A 21,885-nucleotide genomic window follows, 5' to 3' on the forward strand; every position below is an offset into this window, starting at 1 on the left:
GAACGAATCGCGTTCTCCGGTCCCGCACCGTCCCGCCGGCCCAGCTGCCTCCTGGATCGCGCTCTGGGCGCCGATTGACCGATACCCGCATGTCCCGCCCGGCGGCCGCGCATTCGCATACCTGAGGCCGAGCTCGTGGTGTCACGGGGTTGTGACGGCTCTTGATCCCTGTGCCATGCCGATGACATGCGGTATGCGCAGAGTGGCGGACCAGCCTCCGCGTTTCAGTTCGATGCTGCTGAGCTGGGTTGATTGCACTGACGGTGGTTGTCGGTCATGCGGCGGCAGGTGGGCATGGCGAGGGCCCGGCGCGCCGACCGGGTGCTCCGTGGTTCCTCGGATCCAAGACCTCACGCCGGGCTGGCGCTCGGTCACCCGGCGACACTCCACACCGCCGCCCCTGACTGGCGATCAGGGCAATGGCACCCCCCAACCCAACCAGTGGGCGCTGCCGCGCACGCACCCCCGGCGACGACCGCGCCCTACGACCACGACCGGCCCGGCGCATCGACCGGATCGGGTGGCGGACGAATCGGGCGCGATTGACGCCTTGGGAGCGTGGGAGCACGAGCGCTCCCAGAGGGCTCCCATCTCGGAGCAAACACACGTACGCCAAAGGCCGCTCCCGGCGATCGGAAACGGCCTGTGACCTGCTAAAACACCGTCGGGACGACAGGATTTGAACCTGCGACCCCTTGACCCCCAGCGGTCGACACGGCCTGATGTCCTGTTATCGCCAGTCCTGCCACGTCCAGGTAGCCCAGGTCAAGTCCTGTTCCCCTACCACCAGCGTGACACCGTCTGCCGCCTCGTGACACCCGATCCGTGAGAGGCCTGTGAGAGGCCGGTGAGAAGCTGCAAGGAACGGCGCAGCAGTCCAAGGGCGGAAACGAGGCCACGACGGGGGTGCTGGCCTCGATCGCGCCGAAGTCGATGACGTCGACCAGGAGGCGGATGGAACCACGCACGGTGCCGTAGTGGGGCGACCAGTCGGCCCGCCATTCCGCGTCGTCGTCCCCGTCGGTGTCCGGGACCACCGCGGCGATCATGGCGAGCGCCTCGGCCAGTTGCTCGCGCGGCACGACCTGCTCGATCGCCGACCACGCGTCGACCACGGAGACGAATTCGCCGGTGTCGGTCGCGGGCGGCGTCGTCATCACCACGTCGACCACCACGGCGACCTTCTTCGCGGCCTTCCGCAGCTGCGGCAGGGCCTTGAGCTTGGCGTCGTTGCGCGTCGTCCACCGTCGCGGTCTCCAGATGCCGCACGGTCGTCAGCAGCGTCGCGGTCTGCCGGGTGACCTCCAGCCGCTTGAGCATCGGCGCCTTCGAGGTCAGCCCGTAGCGAGCCAGCCCGGTCATCCGCGCGGCCGGAACCCGCCCGACGTCGACCGCGCCGGCCCCAGGCCCTGCACCTCGCGGGCGCGGTCCAGGGCGAGTTCCATGGCCCTGCCGGACACCCGCATTGGGCCCAGCCGCAGCCGCTCCAGCTCCGACACCCAGCTTCTTCTCCGCCACTTCGAGCAGCCGGACCATCTTGGCGCGCAGGTCGTACGGCACCGCCTCGTACAGCGTGGCGTGCAGCCGGTCGTTCTCCTCCTGGCGGACCGTGTCCATCTGGGCCAGCGTCGTGATCCCGGGCAGCAGCACCCGGTTGTTCACCAGCCACACCACCGCCCGGTCGAACAGGGGCCCGCGGCCCTCAGCGACGACCACACCCGCGCCGCCAGGAACTCCCGCAGCACCGCCTCGCCCACGGTGAAGTCCCGGTAACCGTACGCGTCCCGGATCTCCCACGCGTGCTCGTACGCCGTCTGCGAGCGCGCCCCGTATTCGGCGAAGTACTCGTCGTCGATCCCGAGCTGCTCGGCGACGAACCGCACCACGGAGGCCGGGACCGCCGTGGGGTCCTCGGTCAGGAACGTGCCGAGCATCCGCACCGTGCCCCACTGCACCGCCCACCCCAACCGGGTTGCCGGATGGCTTCCGGAAGTTCGCCAACCTCAAGATCGGCATTGTCCGGCTGGCGTTTGGCGAGCGGATGTGGCTCCTCGTTCCATCCCCAGTCCATAAAGGCATCGTGCCAGAGCTGACTGGCACGAGCAGTACGAACCGGCCATGGGTGGTATCGACGCGGAGCCCGAGTATGCGCATCGCGGGGGTCGCGCCACGGGATCGGGGCCTCGTTTCCGCCCTTCAACGGCAGGGCGTCGTCAGCGGCGACCTGGGACCGCCCGGTCATGCCACTCCTCCGTGCCGTACCACGGCCGTTGTACGGCGAAAACGCCTCGCGGTGCCGGCTGGGTCCGGAGAGGATTGGGCGTATGGCGCTGTGGACCGTGAAGTACGACGGGTGGCAGATGGAGTGCTGCGGCATGCCTTTCTCCGTGGGTGACGGGGTGGCGTGGCCGCTGGTGTTGCTCGATGCCAAGAATGGCCTCGACATGGAGAGTTGGGAGAACTGGTTCAGCGAGATCGAGGGGACCGTCGAAGGAGTACCGGCTGGTTACCGATCTGCTTGATGCGCAGGCGTATCCCGCATCCGAGCTGGCCGCGCTGTATCACCAGCGGTGGGAGATCGAGTCCGTGCTCGGGGAGATCAAGACGTACCATCGCGGGCCGAAGGTGGTGCTGGCCAGCAAGACTCCGGACGGCGTGCGTCAGCAGATCTGGGCACATCTGCTGGTCCACCATGCGCTGCGGGTGTTGATGTGCAAAACCGCGGCCGCTTCGCGGTCCCGATCGGCTCTCGTTCATCGACACCCTGCGTGCCGCCCGGCGCAGCGTCACCACTTCACCGGGGATCTTTTCCCCCTGACCAGCTGGTCACCGCGCTGATCCGGCTCCGCGATGACCTGCTGGCACGGCTCCTGCCACCCCGACGACTCCGCAGCCAGCCCCGCGTAGTCAAACGCAAGATGTCCAACTACCGGCTCAAGAGAGCCGAGCACCGGCACTGGCCCCAGCCAACCAGAACACCCACCGAAGCGATCGCCATCTACACCCCGGCAGCCCCAGACCCATAACGCAACGGCATTGCCTCTACTGCGTCTCTCCGAAGATCTCGGCGAGAGCGCGGGAGCGCTACCGGATGGCGCCGAAGAAGGACGACGCGTTCGTGCTTGCCGACAGCCTCCGTGTCGACGACATGTAATTCCCCGCCAACCGCGCTTCCGTGCCGGCGTAATTCCCCACCTTCGCGATCGGGTAATTCCCCATGGGGACGGCGGTCGTGGGTGGGCTGGCTGTCCAGGTAGTGGTCCAGTCATCGTCTGTTGGTATATGTTCCTGTTTCGGGTGGTTTAATCAGCAACAGTCTTCCATCCCGAATTCTCCTGGTTCCCCATGGGCATGCCGGAGTCCGATTGAGGGTCCTTTGCCATGCCGAGCCGCACATGCCCTCGATCCACGGGCCGAGAGGTCGCGGACAACCGGATGGCAAGGAGAACGTTCACGCAGCACCGCGACTACATCAGCCGGCGGAGCGCTGGGCCGGCTTCGCGCTCGTCTGGATCGCGCTCACCGTCCTGACGTGGGATTCCCTGCGCACCGCCGACCGATCCCGCGCGGCCTTGCGCAGAACTGCCGCGGCGGCCGCCACGCCGACCGCAGCTCCCGCACCGCCGGAGCGGCCCGGCCCTCGGCACGGACCTGAGGCTCCCCGTGGACACAGCAGCGCCCGGGCCCGGACGAGTTGTCCGGCCCGGACACGGACGCGGTCCCGGGCAAGCGGGGACTACCGCTTGATCGCGAAACTGTCGCCGTAGACCTTCCATTCCAGCGGCGGGTTGAGGTCGAAGTTGCGCTCCCTGAGGAACTTGCGCTGCGCGGTGTCGACGCGGCTGGTGTCGGAGTGGGCCTCCTCGTGCTTCATCGCCACCTTGCGGGCGTCGAGGAAGGCGTTGAGGTAGGTCGTCTCGTTGCCGCCCTGGGACGGGGGCTTGGCCTTCTTCAGGGCGTTCCTGCGGATCGAGCCGAAGCCGTCCCGGTCGCCGCCATCGCCGTGCATGACGATCGCGTCGTAGTAGGCGAACTGGCCCAGCGCCCGCAGCCCGTCGGCCTTCGCCCGCTTGACCGCCGGGTTGAAGTAGAGGCGGTCGCGCTCGTCGTTCTGCGCCTTCTGGAACGCGGGGTCGGCGGCTGCGGGCTTCCATGCCCTGACGAAGCCCGAGCCCAGGCCCGCGTGCGAGTCGGTGCCGTTGACCCTGCGCAGGGCGGGAAGGTACTTGGCAAGAGGGTTACCGGGCTTGCGGTCGGTGTACAGCTCCACCAGGTCCAGCATGTCGCCGGTGCCCGAGCAGAATCCGATGATGCCGGCGGTGTAGCCGCGGCCGTCGCCGATGTCCTCGATGTACTTGTACTGCGCCTTCCAGTCCAGCGAGGAGTTCTCCGCGCTGGACACCAGCCGCATGGCGATGTCCTTCTTGCGCGGGTCGTCGAGCCCCACGCCCGCCGCGCTCGCCTTCGGACTGGCGGACGGTGCCGCAGCATTCCCGTTGACGGCCTTGAACGCCTTCAGGTTCTTGATGAGCAGGTAGGTGTCGCGCAGGTTCGCGCTGTCGCCCACCGACCGGTAGATGCCCCACTTGGGCCGGGCCCGCTCGGGTCCCAGCCAGGTGTCGAGGCCGCCGCTCGCCGCGTCCACGGCCGTGGTGGAGCCGTTCTTGACCACCCAGTGGATCCGTCCGGCGGTGCCGTCCTTGAAGGTGACGTCCAGCTGCGTAGTGATCCACTTGTTCTGCAGGGGAGCGAGGTCGGCGCGCCCGATGACCTTGCCTGTGGAGAACGACTTGAGCTCGATGGTAGGCCTATTGCCGTCCCGCCTCAGCGACATCGTGATGATCGGAGCCGTGCCCATGCCCGGCTCTTTGAACTGCATGATGTGTGTGAAGGACTTGGTCGCCCGCAGCGAGTCGGGGATGAACATGGAGTAGCTGAATCGCCATGTCTCCCCCTTCCGAATCCGCAGATCCTGGGCACCCGCATGCATGCCCTTGACCTCGTTGCGCTGGCGGTCGGTGCTGGAGTCACGGTCCCGCAGGTGCATGTCGAATCGGTAGGCACCGTCCTTCACGTAGATGTGCTTCACGCCGGGATGCGAGTGGGCGCGATCATCCTCCACGCCCTCGAACGCGCGGAGCCCGTCCGTGGCCGGATCGGGGTGCCACATCAGCTTCCAGGTGGCCGCCGCGGACTCAGCAGGCTTGGCGGCGCCGGGTGCGGGGGCCGCCGTGCCCTTGTTGTCGCCGTCGGACGAGGTGCCGACGACTGCCATGGCTTGCGTGCCGACGACGGCCAGCGCCGCGACGGCGGCTACGGAGCCGGCCAGAACGGCGGCCTTCCGCGGTCCGGCTCTATTGAGGCGGTGGGACTTCGCCACTGCTGTCTCCTACAGGGCAGGCCAGGGCTGCCGCTTGGGGAAGGCGAAGGGACAGCCCTGGCGGATGGTTGAGAGTGGGGAGCGGTCGGGGCGATGGAGTCCTCGATGGCCAGCTCCACCGCTCCTCGCACGCCATCGCAGCAGAGCCGATCACGGTGCGCCATCCTCGGGGAATGGCCTTGAGCCTGGGCTAAGGCTCGTTTAAGCAACGTCTGACCACCCCCCGCTGCGTCAGGCCTACGCGCTGGGCGACCGCCGCGATCGACGTGCCCGTCCAGGGTCTCGGTGGGTTCGGTGGCCCAGGTCAGCCGGCGCGCCTGCTCGGCCCGTGCCGGGCCGGGGTCCTCGGCGGAGTGCGGGCGGCGAGGGCGGTACGGCGGTCATGTCACACCGCCGGAGCCGGCTGCGCGCCCGGCTTCCCGGCCCCCCGGACCAGACCTCCCGGACCTCACGGGTGTGCCGCCGACTCACCGGCAGTAGCTGTTCCCCGAGGCGTACGTACGTCCGTCCTGCCTCCAGCCGCAGCTCCTGTACGTGGTGGGCGGCGACGAGGTGGCTGCGGTGGATGCGGACGAAGCCGGCGTCGCGCCAGCGCTCCTCGAGTGTCGCGAGCGGGATCCGCAGCAGGTGACTGCCCGAGGGGGCGTGCAGCCGGGCGTAGTCGCCGTGCGCCTCGACGTAGCGCACCTTGTTGCGCTGGACGAACCGGGTCACGCCGACCAGCTCGACGCTGATGCCCTCGTCGCCGTGCCGCTCGGCGCGGTGCGCAAGGGTGCGCGGCGGCTCGGTGCGGTGCGCATCGGTGCGGGGCGGCTCGGTGCGGTGCGCATCGGTGCGGTGCGCATCGGTGCGGGGCGGCTCGGTGCCGGGCTGCCGTGCCGCCTCGCCCTGCTCGCCCACGCCCTCGGCGACCCGCCGCACCGCCTCCGCGAGGCGCTCCGGGGCCACCGGCTTCAGCACGTAGTCCGCGGCCCGCAGGACGAACGCCTCCACCGCGTGGTCGTCGTGCGCGGTCACGAACACCACGCGCGGCGGGTGCACGAACCGGGACATCACCCGCGCCAGGGCGAGCCCGTCCAGGCCCGGCATCCCGATGTCCAGGAAGACGGCGTCCACCGACTCCCCCGCGGCCAGCGCCCGGTCGAGACCGAGCAGCGCCTGCTGTCCGTCGTTCGCCGTGCGCACCGCCGCCACCCGCGGGTCGCGGCGGAGCAGGTACGCCAGCTCCTCCAGGGCCGGCACATCGTCGTCCACCGCGAGAACGTGCAGCATGGCGCGCAGATTATCCCTGCTCGTCCCGGATGGGAACTCTTGCCGCCGACCCGCTCGTCCCGGCGTCAGGGTGACGGCCCGTGGGGGAGTCACCGTCGCTTTCACCGGGACCAACCAGGATCCCTCACGCCCGCCGGGGCCCGGACTGGATCGCCTGCGGGTGGAACTTCGGCACTCTGACATGCACCTTGGTGCCGGCGCCCGGGGCGGTCTCGATGACGAGACCGTAGGCATCGCCGTACACCTGGCGCAGCCGTACGTCCACGTTGCGCAGCCCGATCCCCGGCGAACGGGAACCGTCCGCCACAGCCTCCCCCCGCACGGTTGTCGAGGGTGCGGGCGAGCTGCTCGGGATCCATCCCGGCGCCGTCGTCCTCGACGGTGATCAGCGCCTCGCTGCCGCCGTCCTTCGCCGTGATGACCAGGTGGCCGGGGCCCGTCTTACACTCCAGGCCGTGCCGTACCGCGTTCTCGACCAGCGGCTGCAGGCACAGGAACGGAACCACCACCGAGAGCACCTCGGGCGCCACGCGCAAGGAGACCTCGACGCGCTCGCCGAAGCGTGCGCGCTCCAGCAGCACGTAGCGGTCGGTGCACCGCAGCTCCTCGGCGAGCGAGGTGAAGTCGCCGTGCCGGCGGAAGGAGTAGCGCGTGAGCTCGGCGAACTCCACGATCAGCTCCCGGGCGCGCTCGGGATCGGTACGCACGAAGGAGGCGACCGTGGAGAGGGAGTTGTAGATGAAGTGCGGCGAGATCTGTGCCCGCAGCGCCCGCAGCTCCGCCTCCGCAGCCGCCTCGCGCGACCGGTCCAGCTCGGCGAGCTCGAGCTGCGCCGACACCCAGCGCGCGACCTCGGCGGCGGCCCGGACCAGGCCGGGGGAGACCTGGGCCCCGTACACCGCGAGCGTGCCCTCCACCCGCCCGGCCACGACCAGCGGCACCACCACGCCCTGCCGCAGCGGGCAGTCGGGAGCGGCACGGGCCGTCTCGCGGGCGCCGATGACCTGGGTACGTCCGCTGCGCAGCGTCTGCCGGGCATGGCCGGGCACGGCGGCGGTGTGCTCACACCCGGGCTCCGGTGCGAGCCCGTCCCAGGCCAGCACCTCACCCGACGCGTCCGTCAGCGCGAGCGCGGGCACCCCGAGCAGCGTGCGCAGATGCCGCCCCGACCGCCGGGCACTCTCCTCGTTGAGCCCTGACCGCAGCGGCGGCGCGGCCAGCGAGGCGGTGTGCAGGGTCGCGTAGGCCGCCCGCTCCTGAGGAGTCCCGTACTGCCGGTTGCGCCCCACGCGCACAGCCGCGAACGCGGCCGCGCACACCGCCAGCACCGCCGCGAGGAGCAGGGCCGCTGTCCCGGCGGAGAACCCCGACATGCACGGACAGGACAGTACCTCGGCCGGGCCCGATCGCCGCCTGCGTGGACTGTCGCCACGGCCCGCAGGCCACGCCGACCCGCAAGGCGAGCGTCGGATGCCTCCGCACCGTGGCCCACCGCAGGTCGACGACGCGGCGCTCGACCGGTCAGTGACCCCCTGCCGATCCACCCGGCGCCGGCGCCGTCGGCCGCAGCGGAGAACGACTTGCAGCGACTGCGACGTCGACGTCGACACCGGCGTCCATACCGGCATCGGCTCGCACGTCCGGGCCCTCGGCAGTCCCGCGACCACGGTGAGGTGGAGCGCGCCGCGAGCGATGAGGTGGCGTATGAGTACGAAGTCGGTCGCGCCGGTCACGAGTACCGTCCCGTCCGGATCAGGCACCGGTCCTGCGGCGGCCGCCGGCGCCTCAAGCCGGGGCGCCAGCACCTTGCCGTCGCGGGCGGCCTGTGGCTCCTCGCAGGCGAGAACGGCAGCGACCGCGTCGGTGAACACGGCGGTGTCCTCCACGTCCACCAATACGATCCGGTCGGGATTCTCGGCCTGGGCCGAGTGGACCAGACCCCACACCGCCGCGCACCCGAGGTCGGCGAAACGCTCACTCGCTACTCGGTCGGTGTCGGTGGGCACGTCCGCGGAGGCGAGTACGGCATGCTGTCCCGCAAGCTCGGCCTGGTGGTGGATCACCTGTACGCGGTCGAGGTGGTGTGCGTCGGGGCCGACGGCGTGGCACGCAGCGTGATAGCGACCCGGGACCCGTCCGATCCCAACCACGACCTGTGGTGGGCCCACACCGGCGGAGGCGGCGGCAACTTCGGCCTCATCCCCGCTACTGGTTCCGCACACCCGGCCGAACCGGAAGCGATCCGTCGCGGCTGCTGGTGGCCCCGCCGGTCAGGGTCCTGCTCGGCCAGTGCGCCCTCCCCTGGGACCGGGTCGGGGAGCAGGGCTTCCTGCGACTGCTGCGGAATTACGGGGAGTGGAACGAGCAGAACAGCGCACCGGCGTCGTCGGGCGCCGAGCTGTCCAGCGTCATGGTGCTGAATCACCAGTTCAGCGGCCCGATCGGGCTGCTGAGCCAGATCGGCGCGGATTTTCCAGACGCCCGAAAGATCATGCGTGAATTCCTCATCGCCGTGGTGGACGGCACTTCCCTACAGGGCGACCCGGCTGTCGTCGAACCGGACATCCACGGCCCCGGCGCCATCGCGATGCCACGGACCTTCAATACGGTCGCGCTGCTGCTCGGGTGACCGAGGCCAGTGTGCTCCATGAGGCGTAGTTTGGCCGAGCAGAGCAGAGGGAAAAGGGGTGCACTACGGATGGCGCGCCAAAGGTGCGGACGGTAGGCCGCGCTGGAACAACTGCGCTTGTCACAGGCCCGCAATGCCTTCCGACGATTTGTTGACGAGCGGGTTTTGTGGCTGGGAACGTGTAACCGAGGGGTATACCGAAAGCGCAGCCATTCTGGTTATGGCGGTGCCAATTCGCGCCCCGGCACTGGCGCATCTGGGCGGTCGCAAGGCGTGACATTGAGGACGAGGAGACAGCCCGTGGCGGAGTCGCGAGACGACGAGCAGCTCACCGGGCGCCTGGCGGCCATAGCGGCGTTGGGGTTCTTGCTGATCGTTCCGCCGTTGTTGGCGCAGTTCGACCACATGGACCAGGTCTTTGGCATCCCGGTTCTCGGAGTTTACCTTTTTGTCGTCTGGGCGATTGTGATTGGTCTGGTCGCCGTCATAGGCGGCAGATCGGGGTAGTGCCGTGCTCCAGACCTGGGTCATCGTCGCTGTTTCGGTCGTGTACCTCGGCCTGCTCTTCGCTGTGGCCTTCTACGGTGACCGGCGGGCAGACGCTGGTCGGAGCGTGATCAACAACGGCACGATCTACGCGCTGTCCCTTGCGGTGTACGCCACCTCGTGGACGTACTACGGCAGCGTGGGCCGGGCCGCCACGGCTGGAGTCGGCTTCCTGCCGATCTACCTGGGGCCAACGCTCATGTTTGCGCTGGGCTGGCTGGTGCTGCGCAGAATTATCCGGATAAGCCGCCGGCACCGGATCACCTCGCTGGCCGACTTCATCTCCGCCCGCTACGGCAAGAGCGCAGCGTTGGGTGGTCTGGTGACGATCATCGCTGTGGTCGGGATCGTTCCCTACATCTCGCTGCAGCTCAAGGCGGTCTCCAACTCCTTTGAGATCATTCGGCGGCACCCCGAGATCACCTCCACCTCGGAGCTGGGCCATATCCCGCTGCTTCAGGACACCGCGTTGTATGCAGCGCTGCTACTCGCCGCTTTCACCATCCTCTTCGGCACCCGTCACCTGGACACCACCGAACGCCACGAGGGCATGGTCGCCGCCATCGCGTTCGAGTCCGTGGTCAAGCTCGTGGCCTTCCTCGCGGCGGGGCTTTTTGTGGTCTTCTGGGTGTTCGGCGGGTTCAACGACCTGTTCTCCCAGGCGGCGGACGCCGGCCTCACCACGCTGTTCACGCTGCGAGAGCAGACCGGCTACGGCACGTGGGTCTGGCTCACGGTGCTGTCCATGCTGGCGATCGTGTTGCTGCCCCGGCAGTGGCAGATCACCATTGTCGAGAACGTCGACGAGGGGCACCTCAAACGGGCGATGTGGCTGTTCCCGCTGTACCTGCTCGCGATCAACGTCTTCGTGCTTCCGATCGCAGCTGGTGGGCTTCTGCGGTTCGGAGAGGCCGCCGATGCCGATACCTTTGTGCTGACCCTGCCGATGGCCGAGGGCAAGCAGGCACTCGCGCTGCTCGTCTTCATCGGCGGCCTCAGCGCGGCCACCGGCATGATCATCGTCGAGACGATCGCGCTCAGTACCATGGTGTCGAACTCACTCGTGATGCCGCTGCTGCTGCGCGGCAAGTCCCGGCTGGCGCACCGAGACGACCTTGCCGGGCTGGTGCTGGGCATTCGCCGGGCAACTATCGTGCTGGTCCTGCTGCTCGGGTACGCGTACTTCCGGCTCGCAGGCGAGGGGCCGGCGTTGGTGTCGATCGGCCTGGTGTCGTTCGCGGCTGTAGCACAGTTCGCGCCCGCGATCCTGGGCGGCCTGTTCTGGAAGGGCGGTACCCGCCGGGGCGTGCTGGTCGGCCTGGTGGCGGGGTTCGCCGTGTGGGCGTACACCCTGCTGCTGCCGAGCTTCGCCGATGCCGGGTTGCTGCCCGCCTCGTTCTTGCGTGAGGGCCCGCTCGGCATTGAGCTGCTCCGGCCGCAGCAGCTGTTTGGCCTGGCGGGAATGGACCCGATCAGCCATGCGATGTTCTGGAGTGCGCTCCTGAACATCGGCGGGTATGTCACAGTCTCCCTCGCCGGCCGACCGGACGCCGCCGAGCGGGCGCAGGCGGTGCAGTTTGTCGAAATCCTCGCAGAGCCTGTCAGAGAGCGGCGCTGGCAGGTCCGCCCCAAGGTCGGCGAGCTGCAGACGTTGCTGGAGCGTTTCCTCGGGCGCGAGGGTGCCCACCGGGCATTGCGCTCCTACCCTGAAAAGAGACCCGACTCACTGACAACCGAAGCGGCCCCAGAGCTGGTCCATCACGCGGAAGCCCAGCTCGCTGGTTCGATTGGCGCGGCGTCCGCGCGGCTTGCGGTCGCCTCGGTGGCCGGGGAGGAGCAGCTTGGCACCGATGAGGTGATGGAGATGATCGGCGAGGCGTCGCAGATCGCGGCACTCGAAGAGCGTCACCGGCTGGCCCGGGAGCTGCACGACTCGGTCTCCCAGGCGCTGTTTTCGATGACCCTGCACGCCCGCGCGATCGAGCTGGCGATGCGCCAGGAGGGCAGCGACCCGCATGGCCCGGCGTACCGCAGTCTTGCCCAACTGCGGATCCTGACCCAGGGCGCACTCGCCGAGATGCGAGCGTTGATCTTCCAACTCCGGCCGGACGTGCATCAGAAAGGGCTGGTGGCCGCCGTACGGAACCATGCGGCCGCGGTCGCGTCCCGGGAGGGCGTGCAGGTAGGCCTGCATGCCTCGGAGGAACACCTGCCACTCGACGAACGCGCCGAGGAGGAGCTGTTCCGCGTAATCCAGGAGGCGCTGTACAACAGCATCAAGCACGCCCAACCTAGTCGCATCGATATCCGGCTCAATGAGGACCCTGATCTGACGGGCACATTGGTCGCCGAGGTCACCGACGACGGGGTGGGTTTCGATCCGGACGTCCCACGTCCCGGCCACCTCGGACTGAAGAGCATGCGGGAGCGGACAGAGAGCCTCGGCGGTCGGCTCACCATCAACAGTTCTCCCGGATCGACCACGGTACGGGCCGTGCTGCCCGATATCTTGCGCCGAGCGAGGTCCGACCGGAATGACGGCTAGGAACAGCGACAATGGTCCAGCAGGATGACGTGTCACCGATCCGGGTCTTCCTGGTCGACGACCATGCGGTGGTCCGGCGCGGCATGCGGGCGTTTTTCGACATGCTCGACGACATCGACGTCCTGGGCGAAGCCTCCGATGGGCAGGCCGCGCTCGATGAGCTCGGCGTACTGGCGGCCCAGGACGACCTGCCGGACGTTGTACTCATGGATCTGCTGATGCCCCGCGTCGACGGCATAGCCGCCACCAAGGCGATCAAACAGCTCTACCCGGACGTCGAGGTGGTGGCCCTCACCAGCTTCAGTGAGGCCGAGCGGGTCCACCTGGCGTTGGAGGCCGGTGCGGCCGGATACCTGCTCAAGGACGCCGACGCCGATGAGGTAAGTGCTGCCGTCCTAGCGGCACACCGCGGGGAGGTGCACCTTGACCCCGTGGTCGCCCGGCAGCTGACCCGTAGCCTGATCACACCCCAACGCACAGCGACGACGCTCACCCCGCGGGAGCGGGAGATCCTCGTCCTGGTGGCTCAGGGGCGGTCCAATCGAGACATCGCAGAATCACTCGTGATCAGCGAGCGCACCGCGCGCACCCACGTCAGCCACGTGCTGACCAAGCTCGGTCTGACCTCCCGGACCCAGGCCGCACTGTGGGCCGTACGGGAAGGGCTGGTCGCCCGCCCCTAACGGTCGTACGACAAGTGTCGCGGACGAACCAAGCCAATACGCCATCGACAGTGGCCGCCCCCGAACGTTCACTCGAGATCCAGGAGGATACGAGGTTCAGGTTCCCAGCGGAGGCCCCCCGATGGTCCGTGGTCCGCACGGTCGGCCCGTACGGGTCCTGATCGCCGACGACGACCCCCGCGTGCGCTCCGCCTTGCGGACGTTCCTCTCCGCGCATGCCGACTTCGACGTCGTCGGTGAGGCCGACAGTTCCGCCGCGGCCATGGCCGTGGCGCGGGAGCACGCTCCCACCGTGGCGCTCGTGGACGTCCTGCTGCCGGACGCGGGCGACGGGCTCAGGTTGCTGCACACCCTGACCGGCGAGCTCGGCATCCCGGCCGTTGCGATCAGCATCGACGACAGGCTTCGTCGCCCTGCGCGCGACGCCGGTGCGTACCAGTTCCTCGACAAGGGCTGCTCCCCCGAGCTGCTCCTGGCGGCCCTGCGCGCCGCCACCCCGAGGTAAGGGCCCCCAGTACCAGGGTCCGGCTCGACCGGTGGCGGGCGTGCGCGGCCGCGGCTCGTACGACGTACGACAGACGTCGCATACAGAACGGCGATGGCGGTCGCGGTGCCTGTTGCCGAAGTTCGGTTTCCGATTCGGTCAGCTGTCCGACGAGTTCGCCTGTGGTCAGGAGCACAGTTGTGTGTATCCCCAATCGGAGCGTTGGCACCGAAGGGCAATTCGATGAACGACCAGCCATACCGCCAGGCCAGGTACTCCCAGCCTCGTATGCAACTGTCCCGTGGGTCACGGCGCCGTCGGACCTACCCCGACACCACGGTGGCCGACACCTGGCCGCCACGCCTCAACACCAAGCTTTAGCTCCCTCGCGGAGCCTTTCCACTGGAGGCAGACATGTGCGGCCATGTACCGATCTGCCCACCCGCCGCATCCCCCGATCGCAGCGCAGCTCGCGTGGTCGCCGCCCACCACGAGCAAGGCTGGAGCCTGCTGTGCAACGGCGTCATGTTGTTCTCCGACTACGAAGAGCTGCTCCCCGACGGTCGGGGCGTCGTGCCCCCCACCCCTCACGGTGACAGCGCCGGCTCCCAGTCGTTCACCCCACAGAAAAATGCGGGCAGCGACATGACCTGCCACGGCGAGGCGCTGATACGCACTCTTTACGAGGATTACGGCGAGATGCTGCTCGCATACGCCGCTCGCCTCACCAACGACCGGACCGCGGCAGAGGACATCGTCCGGGATACCCTGATCCGAGCCCGGAGGCACCCTTATGCACTGGTGAGCCGAGACGGCTCGGTGCGAAGCTGGCTGCTCTCCGTTGCGCACGATATCGCGTTCGGTCGGGTAGTAGACGATCACGGCGGGGAAGCCTCACCGGAGCGGCTGGGCTTCATCGTCCTCGAGCCCGTGCCTGAGTCGGCGGCACGTGCGCGGCGATGGTTCCGGAAGCTCATGACGGGTCATGACCTCGCCTGCTCCATCGACGACTGCCTCTTGTTGATCTCTGAGCTGGTCACCAACGCGATCACGTACGGCCGGGCGGACGGTGACTGGAGCGTGCGGGTGGAGTGGTGGAGGGATGGGGACGCGCTCCGCGTGGAGGTCCACAACCCGGCCGCCGGATCACCTCTGGATGTCGAACTGCGACGCTGCTCAGCGGACGACGAGCACGGTCGCGGGTTGGAACTGGTCGCTGCCCTCGCCGACTGCTGGGCAGTTGAGTCAAGCCAGTTCACCGGAACCAGGGTGACGTTCACCCTGAACAACGCATGGAAGTTCAACGGTGACCACTGACGCGCGGTGCCTCCAGACAATTTGCGCCAGCTGAGTCACCGCAAGACGCAGTGGGATGCTGCCGCTACCGGGGGCGCCGGCATCGCAGCGCTGTACAGCAATCCGAAGACGCCGCGACCGCGGCGAGGAACTCAGCCATCACGCTCCGATCAAAAACCAGCGGCGGCATGTGCTTGTTCTTGGAGTCGCGGACCACTACGTACGGTCCGAGGTCGGCCATCTCGACGCAGTCATTGGCTCCGCCGCTGTAGGAGCTCTTTCGCCAGCACGCATGGGAGAGATCCATGTCCTGTGAGAGGGCGTCGGGCGTGCTCACCGGTGAAGCTCCTTGATGATCTGTGCGATGCGAGTGCGCGTCTCCGCCGGGGAGAGCGCACAGGCCCTCAGGTGATCGAAGACCTCCCGGTAGTTCTCGACGTCGTCGGGTGCTTCCAGGTACACGGAGTTCTTGGGGTTCTCCAACCACACCAGGTCCGGGGTGGGGTCGGGGAAGGCGAGGATGACAAACGGGCCGTACAGCCCCGGATGGGCTCCGAGGGAGAAGGGCAGGAGCTGGACCATGGAGCTGGACCATGACGTTCGGTTGCTCGCTCGCACTCAAGAGCTTCTGCATCTGGTCGCGCATGACCGACGCTGACCCGATCGTGCGGTGGATGACCGCTTCGTCGAGGATGGCACAGAGCTTGGCCGGCTGGTCGCCGGCAAGGCGGCTGTTCTGTCGTTCGATGCGGACCTTGACCAGCGCTTCGACTTGCCCGGGCGTCAGGTCCATCCGCATCCGGGAGATGACAGCGCGAGCGTAGTCCTCGGTCTGCGAAAGACCTGGCACGAGCATCGGCTGGTAGCTGGACAAGGCGACCGCGCCAGCCTCCAGAGCGAGATAGTCGTCGTACCGGGTAGCCGTGAGGACAGTCGAGTACTTCCGCCACCAGGACTTCTGCTGCTCCTTGTCGGCCCGGACGAGATCGACGACGCCGTCGCGACCGCGGCATCGTCGACGCCATAGCAGTCCAGCAGTGCCCTGGCGAGGACGGGCGTCGTGCCGCGCTCGCCGTTCTCGATACGGCTCAACGATCCTTGGTTGACCTCGAGCTGCTCCGCGACCTCGCTGAGGGTGAGTCCCGTGACCTCGCGCAATTCCTTCAATCATGCCGCGAGTTGGCGTCGGTAGACGGAACCTTGTTCCGGCAGATACTTCAGCAGCGTCATCTGACGACGTACGAGGCCTCGCGGTCCAGTACGAGCGTGCGGCCGTCGAGCTCACGGAGCACGTCGGGGATCCGCGGCTCGCCCAGTCTCGCAACTATTCGCCACCACGGACAAGCCACCGACACCGGCACCGACACGACCCGTCGACATGGACCAGAATGCCCCCACGCCGTGGCCGGTGCAGCAGGACTCGGAGAGCCCCCAGGACATCGTCGCCCGTGCCCCACACCTGGCCGCAGGCAATGTGGATGCGGCGACGCTCGCCTTCATCGGCTCATCCCTAGAAGGCATTGTCGGACACTGAGCGCGACGGGCCAAGGGGGCTGAGGGCTCAGGCTCACTTACTCTGACAGTTGACGCACACGCTTCTGGGCGGCCAGCAGCCACCAGGCGCGCGGCCGGAGCTGTTCCGCCTCGCTGCCCGAGCCGCAGGACTGCTGGGCTACAGGGCGGTCAACACCGGCACGTTCGCGTTCGCCGAGGCGTACTGCGCCGAGGCGCGCGACCTCAGCCGGGAGATCGGCGACACCGAGACCGAACTCTGGGCGAGCGGCACGCTGTCCTTCGGCTTGTACTACGCGGGACGTTACGCCGAGCCCGATGCGTGCGCTGCCACAGCGGCCGATCAGGCCCCCGGCGCAGTGCCCAGTCCGTGCGGCTGCTGGCCAACGGCCGGACCCGCGCGCTCGCCAAGATCGGCGACCGCCAAGGGGCCGAACGTGCCATCGGACAAGATCTTGAGTTGTCCGACCTCCACGACGTGCCGGCCGGGATCACATCCTGTATCTCCTTCGGACCGTATGGATACGCCAGGACGCTCGCGAACGCGATCACGGCCAACGTCTCGCTCCGCAACGTCGATCAGATTCTGAAGGACGCCCAGCAGATCGACGACCTCGTCGAGCACTCGGACTCCTCGTGGAGCCGCTCGCTGATCCGCCTCGACGTCTCCACCGCCCTCCTGCAGCAGCGTTCGCCGGACCTTGAACGCGCGATGGCTCTAGGCAGGGAGGGGCTCGTCCTGTCGGGAAACTCACCGATCAAGTCGGTGTGGCAGCGATCCCACGATCTCCGTGAGCAGGCCCGGCGATGGCGGAACCAGCCGGTCGTGCGCGAGTATGACGACGAGCTCCGGGCGCCTGGAGCTCACAGCCAGCAGCCCTGGCCATGTCGCACTCCAGGGCGCAGTGATGCCGAAGGAGAGCACTTGGTTCCCGTGCTCAGCGCCGACCCCGCTGCGTTTCCCACCGAGCCTCCTGCCGACCTACATGACCCGGCGGCCATCGCGGCGCATGACTGGGCAGCCTTCAGCGCACTGGAAGAGATAACCGACCACTGGTCCCGGCCAGGGTGGTCCGACGCACCAGGGCGTACCACTGGCTGCTGACCGTCCCGGAAGCTTCGACCCTTATCGATATTGCGCAGCGCTGCCAGAAGGCACTGGCCCCTCTCGGCCTTGATGCCGTGCCGTTGGACGGGTTGCACATCACGCTCGCGCGCGTCGGGTCGCCGGATGCTCTGACGCCTGCACAGTTGGACGCACTTGCCCAGAGCGCGGCGAAAGCCTTGCCGCGCGCCTTCTCCCTGCGGGCCATGCCGCTCGCCGGGTCTCGCGGAGCCGTACGCCTCTCCGTTGGCCCGTGGGAGCCGCTCGTACGACTCCATGCTGCGCTGCTGGAGGCGGGACGACGTGTGGGCATCGCTCCGAGGAAGCCGACGTCGGCCTTCCGGCCGCATCTCAGCCTGGCCTACAACAACCGGCGACACCCGGCAGCCCCCGTGGCGGAGGCGATCGCCTCACTACGTTCCCTGCCCGCGGTCGAGCTCCATGTCGCCGAGGTACAGCTGGTGGAGCTGCAGCGCTGTGGCAGCGAATACCGGTGGGACGTGTTGACGAGCGTTCCGCTCAGGACCTCGGATCTTGTTGGAGAGTCGGCGGGGTAGTGTCCGCGGCATCCAGCTCGATGACCGCGACAACCGCCTTGCCCTCCGCGGTCGGCCGGACGAACCACTTCGTGGCCAGGACGTCGACGAGGTAGAGACCTCGTCCGCTCTCCGGGATCTCGGCGCACGGACCAGCTGCCGAGATCCGCTGCCGGACTGTGTCGGCGTCCCTGCCACGATCGTGGATCCACATCACGGCGATGTCCTGGTAGACGTCCAGGTTCATGCATGAGGGGCCGCTGTCGGTGTGCTGCCGCGCGTTGGTCACCAGCTCGCTGGCAACGAGCACTGCATCGTCGATGCGTGAATCGGAGGCTCGGCCCCTGAGGGCCTGACGCACTTCCTCACGCGCGAGCACCTGCGGCTCCTCGTACCTGCTCAGGTTCACCCACCGGTGCTGGACGAGTCCGTTCCCGCGCTCGTGTGTCATGACGTCGTCGGTCGCTGATGGGGACACTTCCTTGCCTCGCTCCCGGTAGGTGGCCGTTGCGCTTCACCAGCCTTGGGATGCGCGAAGTGCGCCGGTACGCCGTACGGACGCCGATCTTCCGCCTTTCTCCCCGCCTCGGGATGGCGGAGGAACGGCGGATGAACGGTGTACCGCCGCCATGTGCCCTCGGCCACCGTCGTTCCGGATTCCCGTCGGGCACCTACCAGGCGATCTGGAACAACGAGTCCGCGATGTACTGCGACCTGTTGAGGACGTATTCCTCGAGGCCTACACGAGCGGCAGCTTCCAATACATGCTGATCGCCGCCGACCGGGTACAGGCCGATGATGGGGTGGGCCGGGCTCACGCATGGTCGGCCGTGCGTTCGGTGGAATCTCGCCAGCGCCTGACTGGTGAAAGGTCGCGCGGCGGGTGTCCCGCGTACGTGGGCAGCAGGGGCGGTGGGATCGGTCCCTTGATCCGCCGTCCGTCCTGGCTCTCCTCCCAGGCGTGCGCCAGGATTCCCACGGAACGGGAGAGGACGAAGAGTCCGCGCCCGAGCTCCGCGGGGAATCCGAGCTCGCAGTAGACGGTGGCGGTGGCGCCGTCGATGTTCACCGGGACCGGGCGGGGCCGGTCCCGGCCCAGTTGCCGCTCCAGCTCGCAAATGATCTGCAGGTAGCGACCGCTGACCGTGCCGTCCTCGGCAGCGTCCGCAAGCAGGTCGAGCAGGGGGTCCCGCCGCGGGTCGCGGGGGTGGAAGCGGTGGCCGAAGCCGGGGAGGTAGGAGTGCTTCGCCCGGTGCTCGGCCAGAGACTCCGTGACCACGGCGTCCAGTTGCTCGCCCTTGTCGAGGCGTCTGCACAGCTCGGCGAGCAGTCGCATGCACTGCTGGCCAGCTCCGCCGTGGATGTCTCCGAGCAGGTTGACGCCGGTGGCTACCGCGTTGTTCAGACCCACGCCGCAGGTAGCGGCCATCCTGGCGGCGGCGATCGAGGGTGCTTGCGGGCCGTGGTCGACGGCTGCCACCAGCGCCGCCTCCAGAAGACGTGCCTGACCGCGGGTGGGGAGGTCCCCCCGCAGCAGCAGCCACACCATCTCCGGGAGCGAGATCTCTGCGATGAGCTGCTCGATGGGGTAGCCGCGCAGCCGGATCACACCCGGCTCAATATCGGAGATCGACGTCTGCCACCAGTCGGTGACGGCGGCGAGGGGATCCGTCCCCTGGGCGGCGTTCATATTGCGCCCTCCTGCCGGAGCAGCCCGATCTCGGTGTCGGTGTAGCCGATGTGCCTCAGCTCGGCGTCCGTGTGTTCACCGAGCAGCGGCGGTCTCGCGGCGGGACCGACGGGTTTGCCGTCGACGTGGAAGCTGCTGCCCAGCAGGCGTACGTGGCAGTCCGCTGTACCGGCGGTGCCGGGCAGCGGCATGGAGTGCACCAGGCCGCGCTCGGCGATGTGGTCGAGATTCAGGGTTTCGGGGACGGTCAGCACGGGGGCGACGGGGATGCCGGTGTCCCGGAGCAGCTCGTCCCATTCCCTGGCGCCGCGCTCGGCGAGGGTCTTCTCCAGTTCCTCGCGCAGCTCGTGGCGGTGTGCCTTGCGCCGCTCGCGGGTGGTGAAGCGGGGGTCGGTGAGCAGTTCGGGGCGGCCGAGGACGCGGCACAGTGTCTCGTACTGCTCCTGCTTGTTCGCGGCGATGTTGAGCTGTCCTTCGGCGGTGCGGAAGGTGCCGGACGGGGCCGAGGTGACGTTCTCGTTTCCCATGGGGCTGGGTACTCGGCCCGCGATGAGATAGTCCGAGACCACCCACCCCATCGCCGAGAGCGCGGCTTCGAGCATGGACAGGTCGAGATGGCTGCCCTGGCCGGTGCGCTCGCGGCGGACCAGGGCCGCGGCGGTCGCGAACGCGGCGGCGAAGCCGCCGAGGGTGTCGCACACGGGGAATCCGGTGCGCAGCGGGGCCGTATCCGCGGTCCCTGTCACGCTCATCATTCCGGACAGGCCCTGGATGATCTGGTCGTAGGCGGGACGTTCGCGCATCGGCCCGGTGTGGCCGAAGCCGGAGATGGCGCAGTAGACGAGGCCGGGGTTCACCGTCCGGAGCCGCTCCCAGTCGAAGCCGAGGCGGGCGAGGACGCCCGGGCGGAAGTTCTCCAGCAGCACATCGGCCGAGGCCACGAGCCGCTCGAAGACCTCCTGGCCCCGCGGGTGTTTGAGGTTCACGGTCACCGAGCGCTTGGCCGCGTTCTGTGCCAGGAAGGACACCCCCAGGCCCTGGTCGCTCAGTTCGGGGTCGGCGCCGAGTCTGCGGGCGAGGTCCCCCTGCCCCGGGATCTCGATCTTGACCACGTCCGCGCCCAGGAGGGCGAACTGGTACCCGGCGAATGGTCCGGCCAGGACATTGGTGAGGTCGAGCACGCGGATACCGCTCAGCAGCGTCATGCGCTTTCCCTTCCGATGCGGGTTCCGGCGGGCGAGGTCCCGACGATCCCGGTGACCGCCCGTGCGTTGGTCATCCGAGTGCCTCCAGGCCCGGGAGCCCGATGTCGGAGAGGCGGCGGGCGGCCTCGGTGACCGCGGTGATGAATCCCGTGACGCGTTCGGCGGTGAACCGTGACGTCGGTCCGCCGAGCGCCAGCGCGGCGACGATCCGGCCCGAGCCATTGGTGATGGGTGCGGCGACGCCAGAGGCGCCGAACTCCCGCTCCCCGTGCGTGACGGCGTAGCCCAGCTCGGCAGCCGCCTCGGCGGCCGCCCGCAGCGAGTCGGCCGCCTCGGGACCGTAGGGCGAGGCGGCGGCGGCCTCCTTGACGAGATCGGGAGACCCGGCGAGCAGGACCTTGCCCGCCGCGCCGGCCCACAGCGGCATCCGCGTGCCGACCGGTACGACGTTGCGCACCGTCGCCGTGCTCTCATGCTGGGCGACGACAAACCGTGACATACCTTGGCGTACGTAGAGGTTGACGGTCTCGCCGGTGTCCTCCGCCAGAGCGCGCATCACCTCCCGCGCCTGCTCCGGCAGTTCCCACACGGAGCCGGCCACGCGGGCCCAGCGCAGGAAGCCCGCGCCGAGGGTCAGCGAACCGTCCGGCCGCTGGGCCAGCACATCCCGCTGGACGAGAGTCGCGACCAAGCGTACGACCGTCGTCTTCGGCAGGCCGGTGGCCTCGGCCAGCTCGCGCACCGTGCGCGCCGGGTGCTCAACGTCGAACAGCTCCAGCAGGTCGATCGTGCGGGTGACGCTCCGCACCCCCGCATCGCCGCGGTCATTGGACATGCAGCTCCTCCCATCGCCATGAACACCACCAAACCACTGTGCGGCATCAAGTTACCACGATACGGACCGCATTTAGGCCCTAAGGTGCTTCGAAATCCACTGTTCGGTTCATCTAGACCGTTCAATGGTTCGTTGCTACGGTGCGGCGCACAGCGTGGGCGAGTGCC

The 21,885-nt window shown here is 68.5% G+C and carries 21 protein-coding genes and 6 pseudogenes; 12 read left to right on the top strand and 15 right to left on the bottom strand.

Going from position 1 to position 21,885, the window contains the following annotated elements:
• Positions 1-653 precede the first annotated feature (653 nt).
• The 3 genes and pseudogenes from ACTWP8_RS09110 to ACTWP8_RS09120 all read right to left on the bottom strand — a co-directional run.
• Positions 654-1,175 (bottom strand): hypothetical protein, encoded by a 522-nt coding sequence (locus tag ACTWP8_RS09110; RefSeq protein ID WP_443321628.1) that lies wholly within the window; start codon positions 1,173-1,175, stop codon positions 654-656.
• Positions 1,176-1,358: 183 nt separating this feature from the next.
• Positions 1,359-1,499 (bottom strand): hypothetical protein, encoded by a 141-nt coding sequence (locus tag ACTWP8_RS09115; RefSeq protein WP_443321629.1) that lies wholly within the window; start codon positions 1,497-1,499, stop codon positions 1,359-1,361.
• Between the two features lie 159 nt (positions 1,500-1,658).
• Positions 1,659-1,970 (bottom strand): annotated as a pseudogene (locus ACTWP8_RS09120) (DUF4158 domain-containing protein); the annotation flags it as partial.
• Positions 1,971-2,324: 354 nt separating this feature from the next.
• Here ACTWP8_RS09120 and ACTWP8_RS09125 point away from each other — a divergent pair.
• Complete coding sequence (locus ACTWP8_RS09125; protein ID WP_443321630.1) at positions 2,325-2,522, top strand: DUF6578 domain-containing protein; 198 nt, start codon at positions 2,325-2,327, stop codon at positions 2,520-2,522.
• A complete protein-coding gene (locus ACTWP8_RS09130; RefSeq protein ID WP_443321631.1) occupies positions 2,434-2,838 on the top strand; it encodes a transposase in 405 nt (134 codons plus the stop codon). The genes ACTWP8_RS09125 and ACTWP8_RS09130 overlap by 89 nt, the downstream gene beginning before the upstream one ends.
• 898 nt (positions 2,839-3,736) lie before the next feature.
• Here the strand turns inward: ACTWP8_RS09130 and ACTWP8_RS09135 are convergent.
• From ACTWP8_RS09135 to ACTWP8_RS09150, 4 genes and pseudogenes are all read right to left on the bottom strand, one after another.
• A complete protein-coding gene (locus ACTWP8_RS09135; protein ID WP_443321663.1) occupies positions 3,737-4,519 on the bottom strand; it encodes a chitosanase in 783 nt (260 codons plus the stop codon).
• A gap of 1,281 nt (positions 4,520-5,800) precedes the next feature.
• Positions 5,801-6,652 (bottom strand): annotated as a pseudogene (locus tag ACTWP8_RS09140) (LytR/AlgR family response regulator transcription factor); the annotation flags it as partial.
• Between the two features lie 124 nt (positions 6,653-6,776).
• Positions 6,777-8,025: pseudogene (locus ACTWP8_RS09145) on the bottom strand (histidine kinase).
• Between the two features lie 426 nt (positions 8,026-8,451).
• Positions 8,452-8,874, bottom strand: a pseudogene (locus tag ACTWP8_RS09150) (SpnB-like Rossmann fold domain-containing protein); the annotation flags it as partial.
• Positions 8,875-8,909: 35 nt separating this feature from the next.
• Here ACTWP8_RS09150 and ACTWP8_RS09155 point away from each other — a divergent pair.
• The 7 genes and pseudogenes from ACTWP8_RS09155 (at position 8,910) to ACTWP8_RS09185 (ending at position 14,856) form a co-directional block, all read left to right on the top strand.
• On the top strand, positions 8,910-9,281 hold the full coding sequence (locus ACTWP8_RS09155) for a hypothetical protein (protein ID WP_443321632.1): 372 nt from the start codon (positions 8,910-8,912) through the stop codon (positions 9,279-9,281).
• Between the two features lie 300 nt (positions 9,282-9,581).
• Entirely contained in the window at positions 9,582-9,788 is a 207-nt protein-coding gene (locus ACTWP8_RS09160) for a hypothetical protein (RefSeq protein ID WP_443321633.1), read from the top strand.
• Positions 9,789-9,792: 4 nt separating this feature from the next.
• Positions 9,793-12,372 (top strand): histidine kinase, encoded by a 2,580-nt coding sequence (locus ACTWP8_RS09165; protein ID WP_443321634.1) that lies wholly within the window; start codon positions 9,793-9,795, stop codon positions 12,370-12,372.
• A gap of 11 nt (positions 12,373-12,383) precedes the next feature.
• Positions 12,384-13,055 (top strand): response regulator, encoded by a 672-nt coding sequence (locus tag ACTWP8_RS09170; RefSeq protein ID WP_443321635.1) that lies wholly within the window; start codon positions 12,384-12,386, stop codon positions 13,053-13,055.
• Between the two features lie 121 nt (positions 13,056-13,176).
• Positions 13,177-13,560, top strand: a complete 384-nt coding sequence (locus ACTWP8_RS09175; RefSeq protein WP_443321636.1) for a response regulator — start codon at positions 13,177-13,179, stop codon at positions 13,558-13,560.
• Positions 13,561-13,953: 393 nt separating this feature from the next.
• Positions 13,954-14,133: pseudogene (locus ACTWP8_RS09180) on the top strand (DUF5999 family protein); the annotation flags it as partial.
• A gap of 51 nt (positions 14,134-14,184) precedes the next feature.
• Entirely contained in the window at positions 14,185-14,856 is a 672-nt protein-coding gene (locus tag ACTWP8_RS09185; protein WP_443321664.1) for an ATP-binding protein, read from the top strand.
• 64 nt (positions 14,857-14,920) lie between these two features.
• On the opposite strand, the gene ACTWP8_RS09190 is transcribed toward ACTWP8_RS09185, so the two are convergent.
• From ACTWP8_RS09190 to ACTWP8_RS09205, 4 genes and pseudogenes are all read right to left on the bottom strand, one after another.
• Entirely contained in the window at positions 14,921-15,172 is a 252-nt protein-coding gene (locus tag ACTWP8_RS09190) for a DUF397 domain-containing protein (protein WP_443321665.1), read from the bottom strand.
• Positions 15,169-15,417: a Scr1 family TA system antitoxin-like transcriptional regulator gene (locus tag ACTWP8_RS09195; protein ID WP_443321637.1), complete on the bottom strand. Its 249-nt coding sequence runs from the start codon at positions 15,415-15,417 to the stop codon at positions 15,169-15,171. The genes ACTWP8_RS09190 and ACTWP8_RS09195 overlap by 4 nt, the downstream gene beginning before the upstream one ends.
• Positions 15,418-15,475: 58 nt before the next feature.
• Positions 15,476-15,691 (bottom strand): annotated as a pseudogene (locus ACTWP8_RS09200) (Scr1 family TA system antitoxin-like transcriptional regulator); the annotation flags it as partial.
• Positions 15,619-16,002 (bottom strand): helix-turn-helix domain-containing protein, encoded by a 384-nt coding sequence (locus tag ACTWP8_RS09205; protein ID WP_443321638.1) that lies wholly within the window; start codon positions 16,000-16,002, stop codon positions 15,619-15,621. The pseudogene ACTWP8_RS09200 and the gene ACTWP8_RS09205, both read right to left, overlap by 73 nt.
• Before the next feature lie 211 nt (positions 16,003-16,213).
• Between ACTWP8_RS09205 and ACTWP8_RS09210 the strand changes: the two genes are divergently transcribed.
• The 3 genes from ACTWP8_RS09210 (at position 16,214) to ACTWP8_RS09220 (ending at position 18,009) form a co-directional block, all read left to right on the top strand.
• A complete protein-coding gene (locus tag ACTWP8_RS09210; RefSeq protein WP_443321639.1) occupies positions 16,214-16,369 on the top strand; it encodes a hypothetical protein in 156 nt (51 codons plus the stop codon).
• A gap of 348 nt (positions 16,370-16,717) precedes the next feature.
• Complete coding sequence (locus ACTWP8_RS09215; protein WP_443321640.1) at positions 16,718-17,452, top strand: hypothetical protein; 735 nt, start codon at positions 16,718-16,720, stop codon at positions 17,450-17,452.
• Positions 17,416-18,009 carry a 2'-5' RNA ligase family protein gene (locus tag ACTWP8_RS09220; RefSeq protein ID WP_443321641.1) on the top strand — a complete coding sequence of 198 codons (594 nt, stop codon included), beginning with the start codon at positions 17,416-17,418 and terminating at the stop codon, positions 18,007-18,009. The genes ACTWP8_RS09215 and ACTWP8_RS09220 overlap by 37 nt, the downstream gene beginning before the upstream one ends.
• On the opposite strand, the gene ACTWP8_RS09225 is transcribed toward ACTWP8_RS09220, so the two are convergent.
• The 4 genes from ACTWP8_RS09225 to ACTWP8_RS09240 form a co-directional block, all read right to left on the bottom strand.
• Positions 17,972-18,439 carry an ATP-binding protein gene (locus tag ACTWP8_RS09225; RefSeq protein ID WP_443321642.1) on the bottom strand — a complete coding sequence of 156 codons (468 nt, stop codon included), beginning with the start codon at positions 18,437-18,439 and terminating at the stop codon, positions 17,972-17,974. The genes ACTWP8_RS09220 and ACTWP8_RS09225 overlap by 38 nt on opposite strands.
• Positions 18,440-18,802: 363 nt before the next feature.
• Positions 18,803-19,678, bottom strand: coding sequence for a citryl-CoA lyase (locus ACTWP8_RS09230; protein ID WP_443321643.1), 876 nt, complete (start codon positions 19,676-19,678; stop codon positions 18,803-18,805).
• A complete protein-coding gene (locus tag ACTWP8_RS09235; protein ID WP_443321644.1) occupies positions 19,675-20,883 on the bottom strand; it encodes a CaiB/BaiF CoA transferase family protein in 1,209 nt (402 codons plus the stop codon). The genes ACTWP8_RS09230 and ACTWP8_RS09235 overlap by 4 nt, the downstream gene beginning before the upstream one ends.
• A gap of 70 nt (positions 20,884-20,953) precedes the next feature.
• Entirely contained in the window at positions 20,954-21,718 is a 765-nt protein-coding gene (locus ACTWP8_RS09240; RefSeq protein ID WP_443321645.1) for an IclR family transcriptional regulator, read from the bottom strand.
• Between the last annotated feature and the right edge of the window lie 167 nt (positions 21,719-21,885).

It is taken from the genome of Streptomyces sp. 7N604 (assembly GCF_052245475.1).
GTDB lineage: Bacteria > Actinomycetota > Actinomycetes > Streptomycetales > Streptomycetaceae > Streptomyces.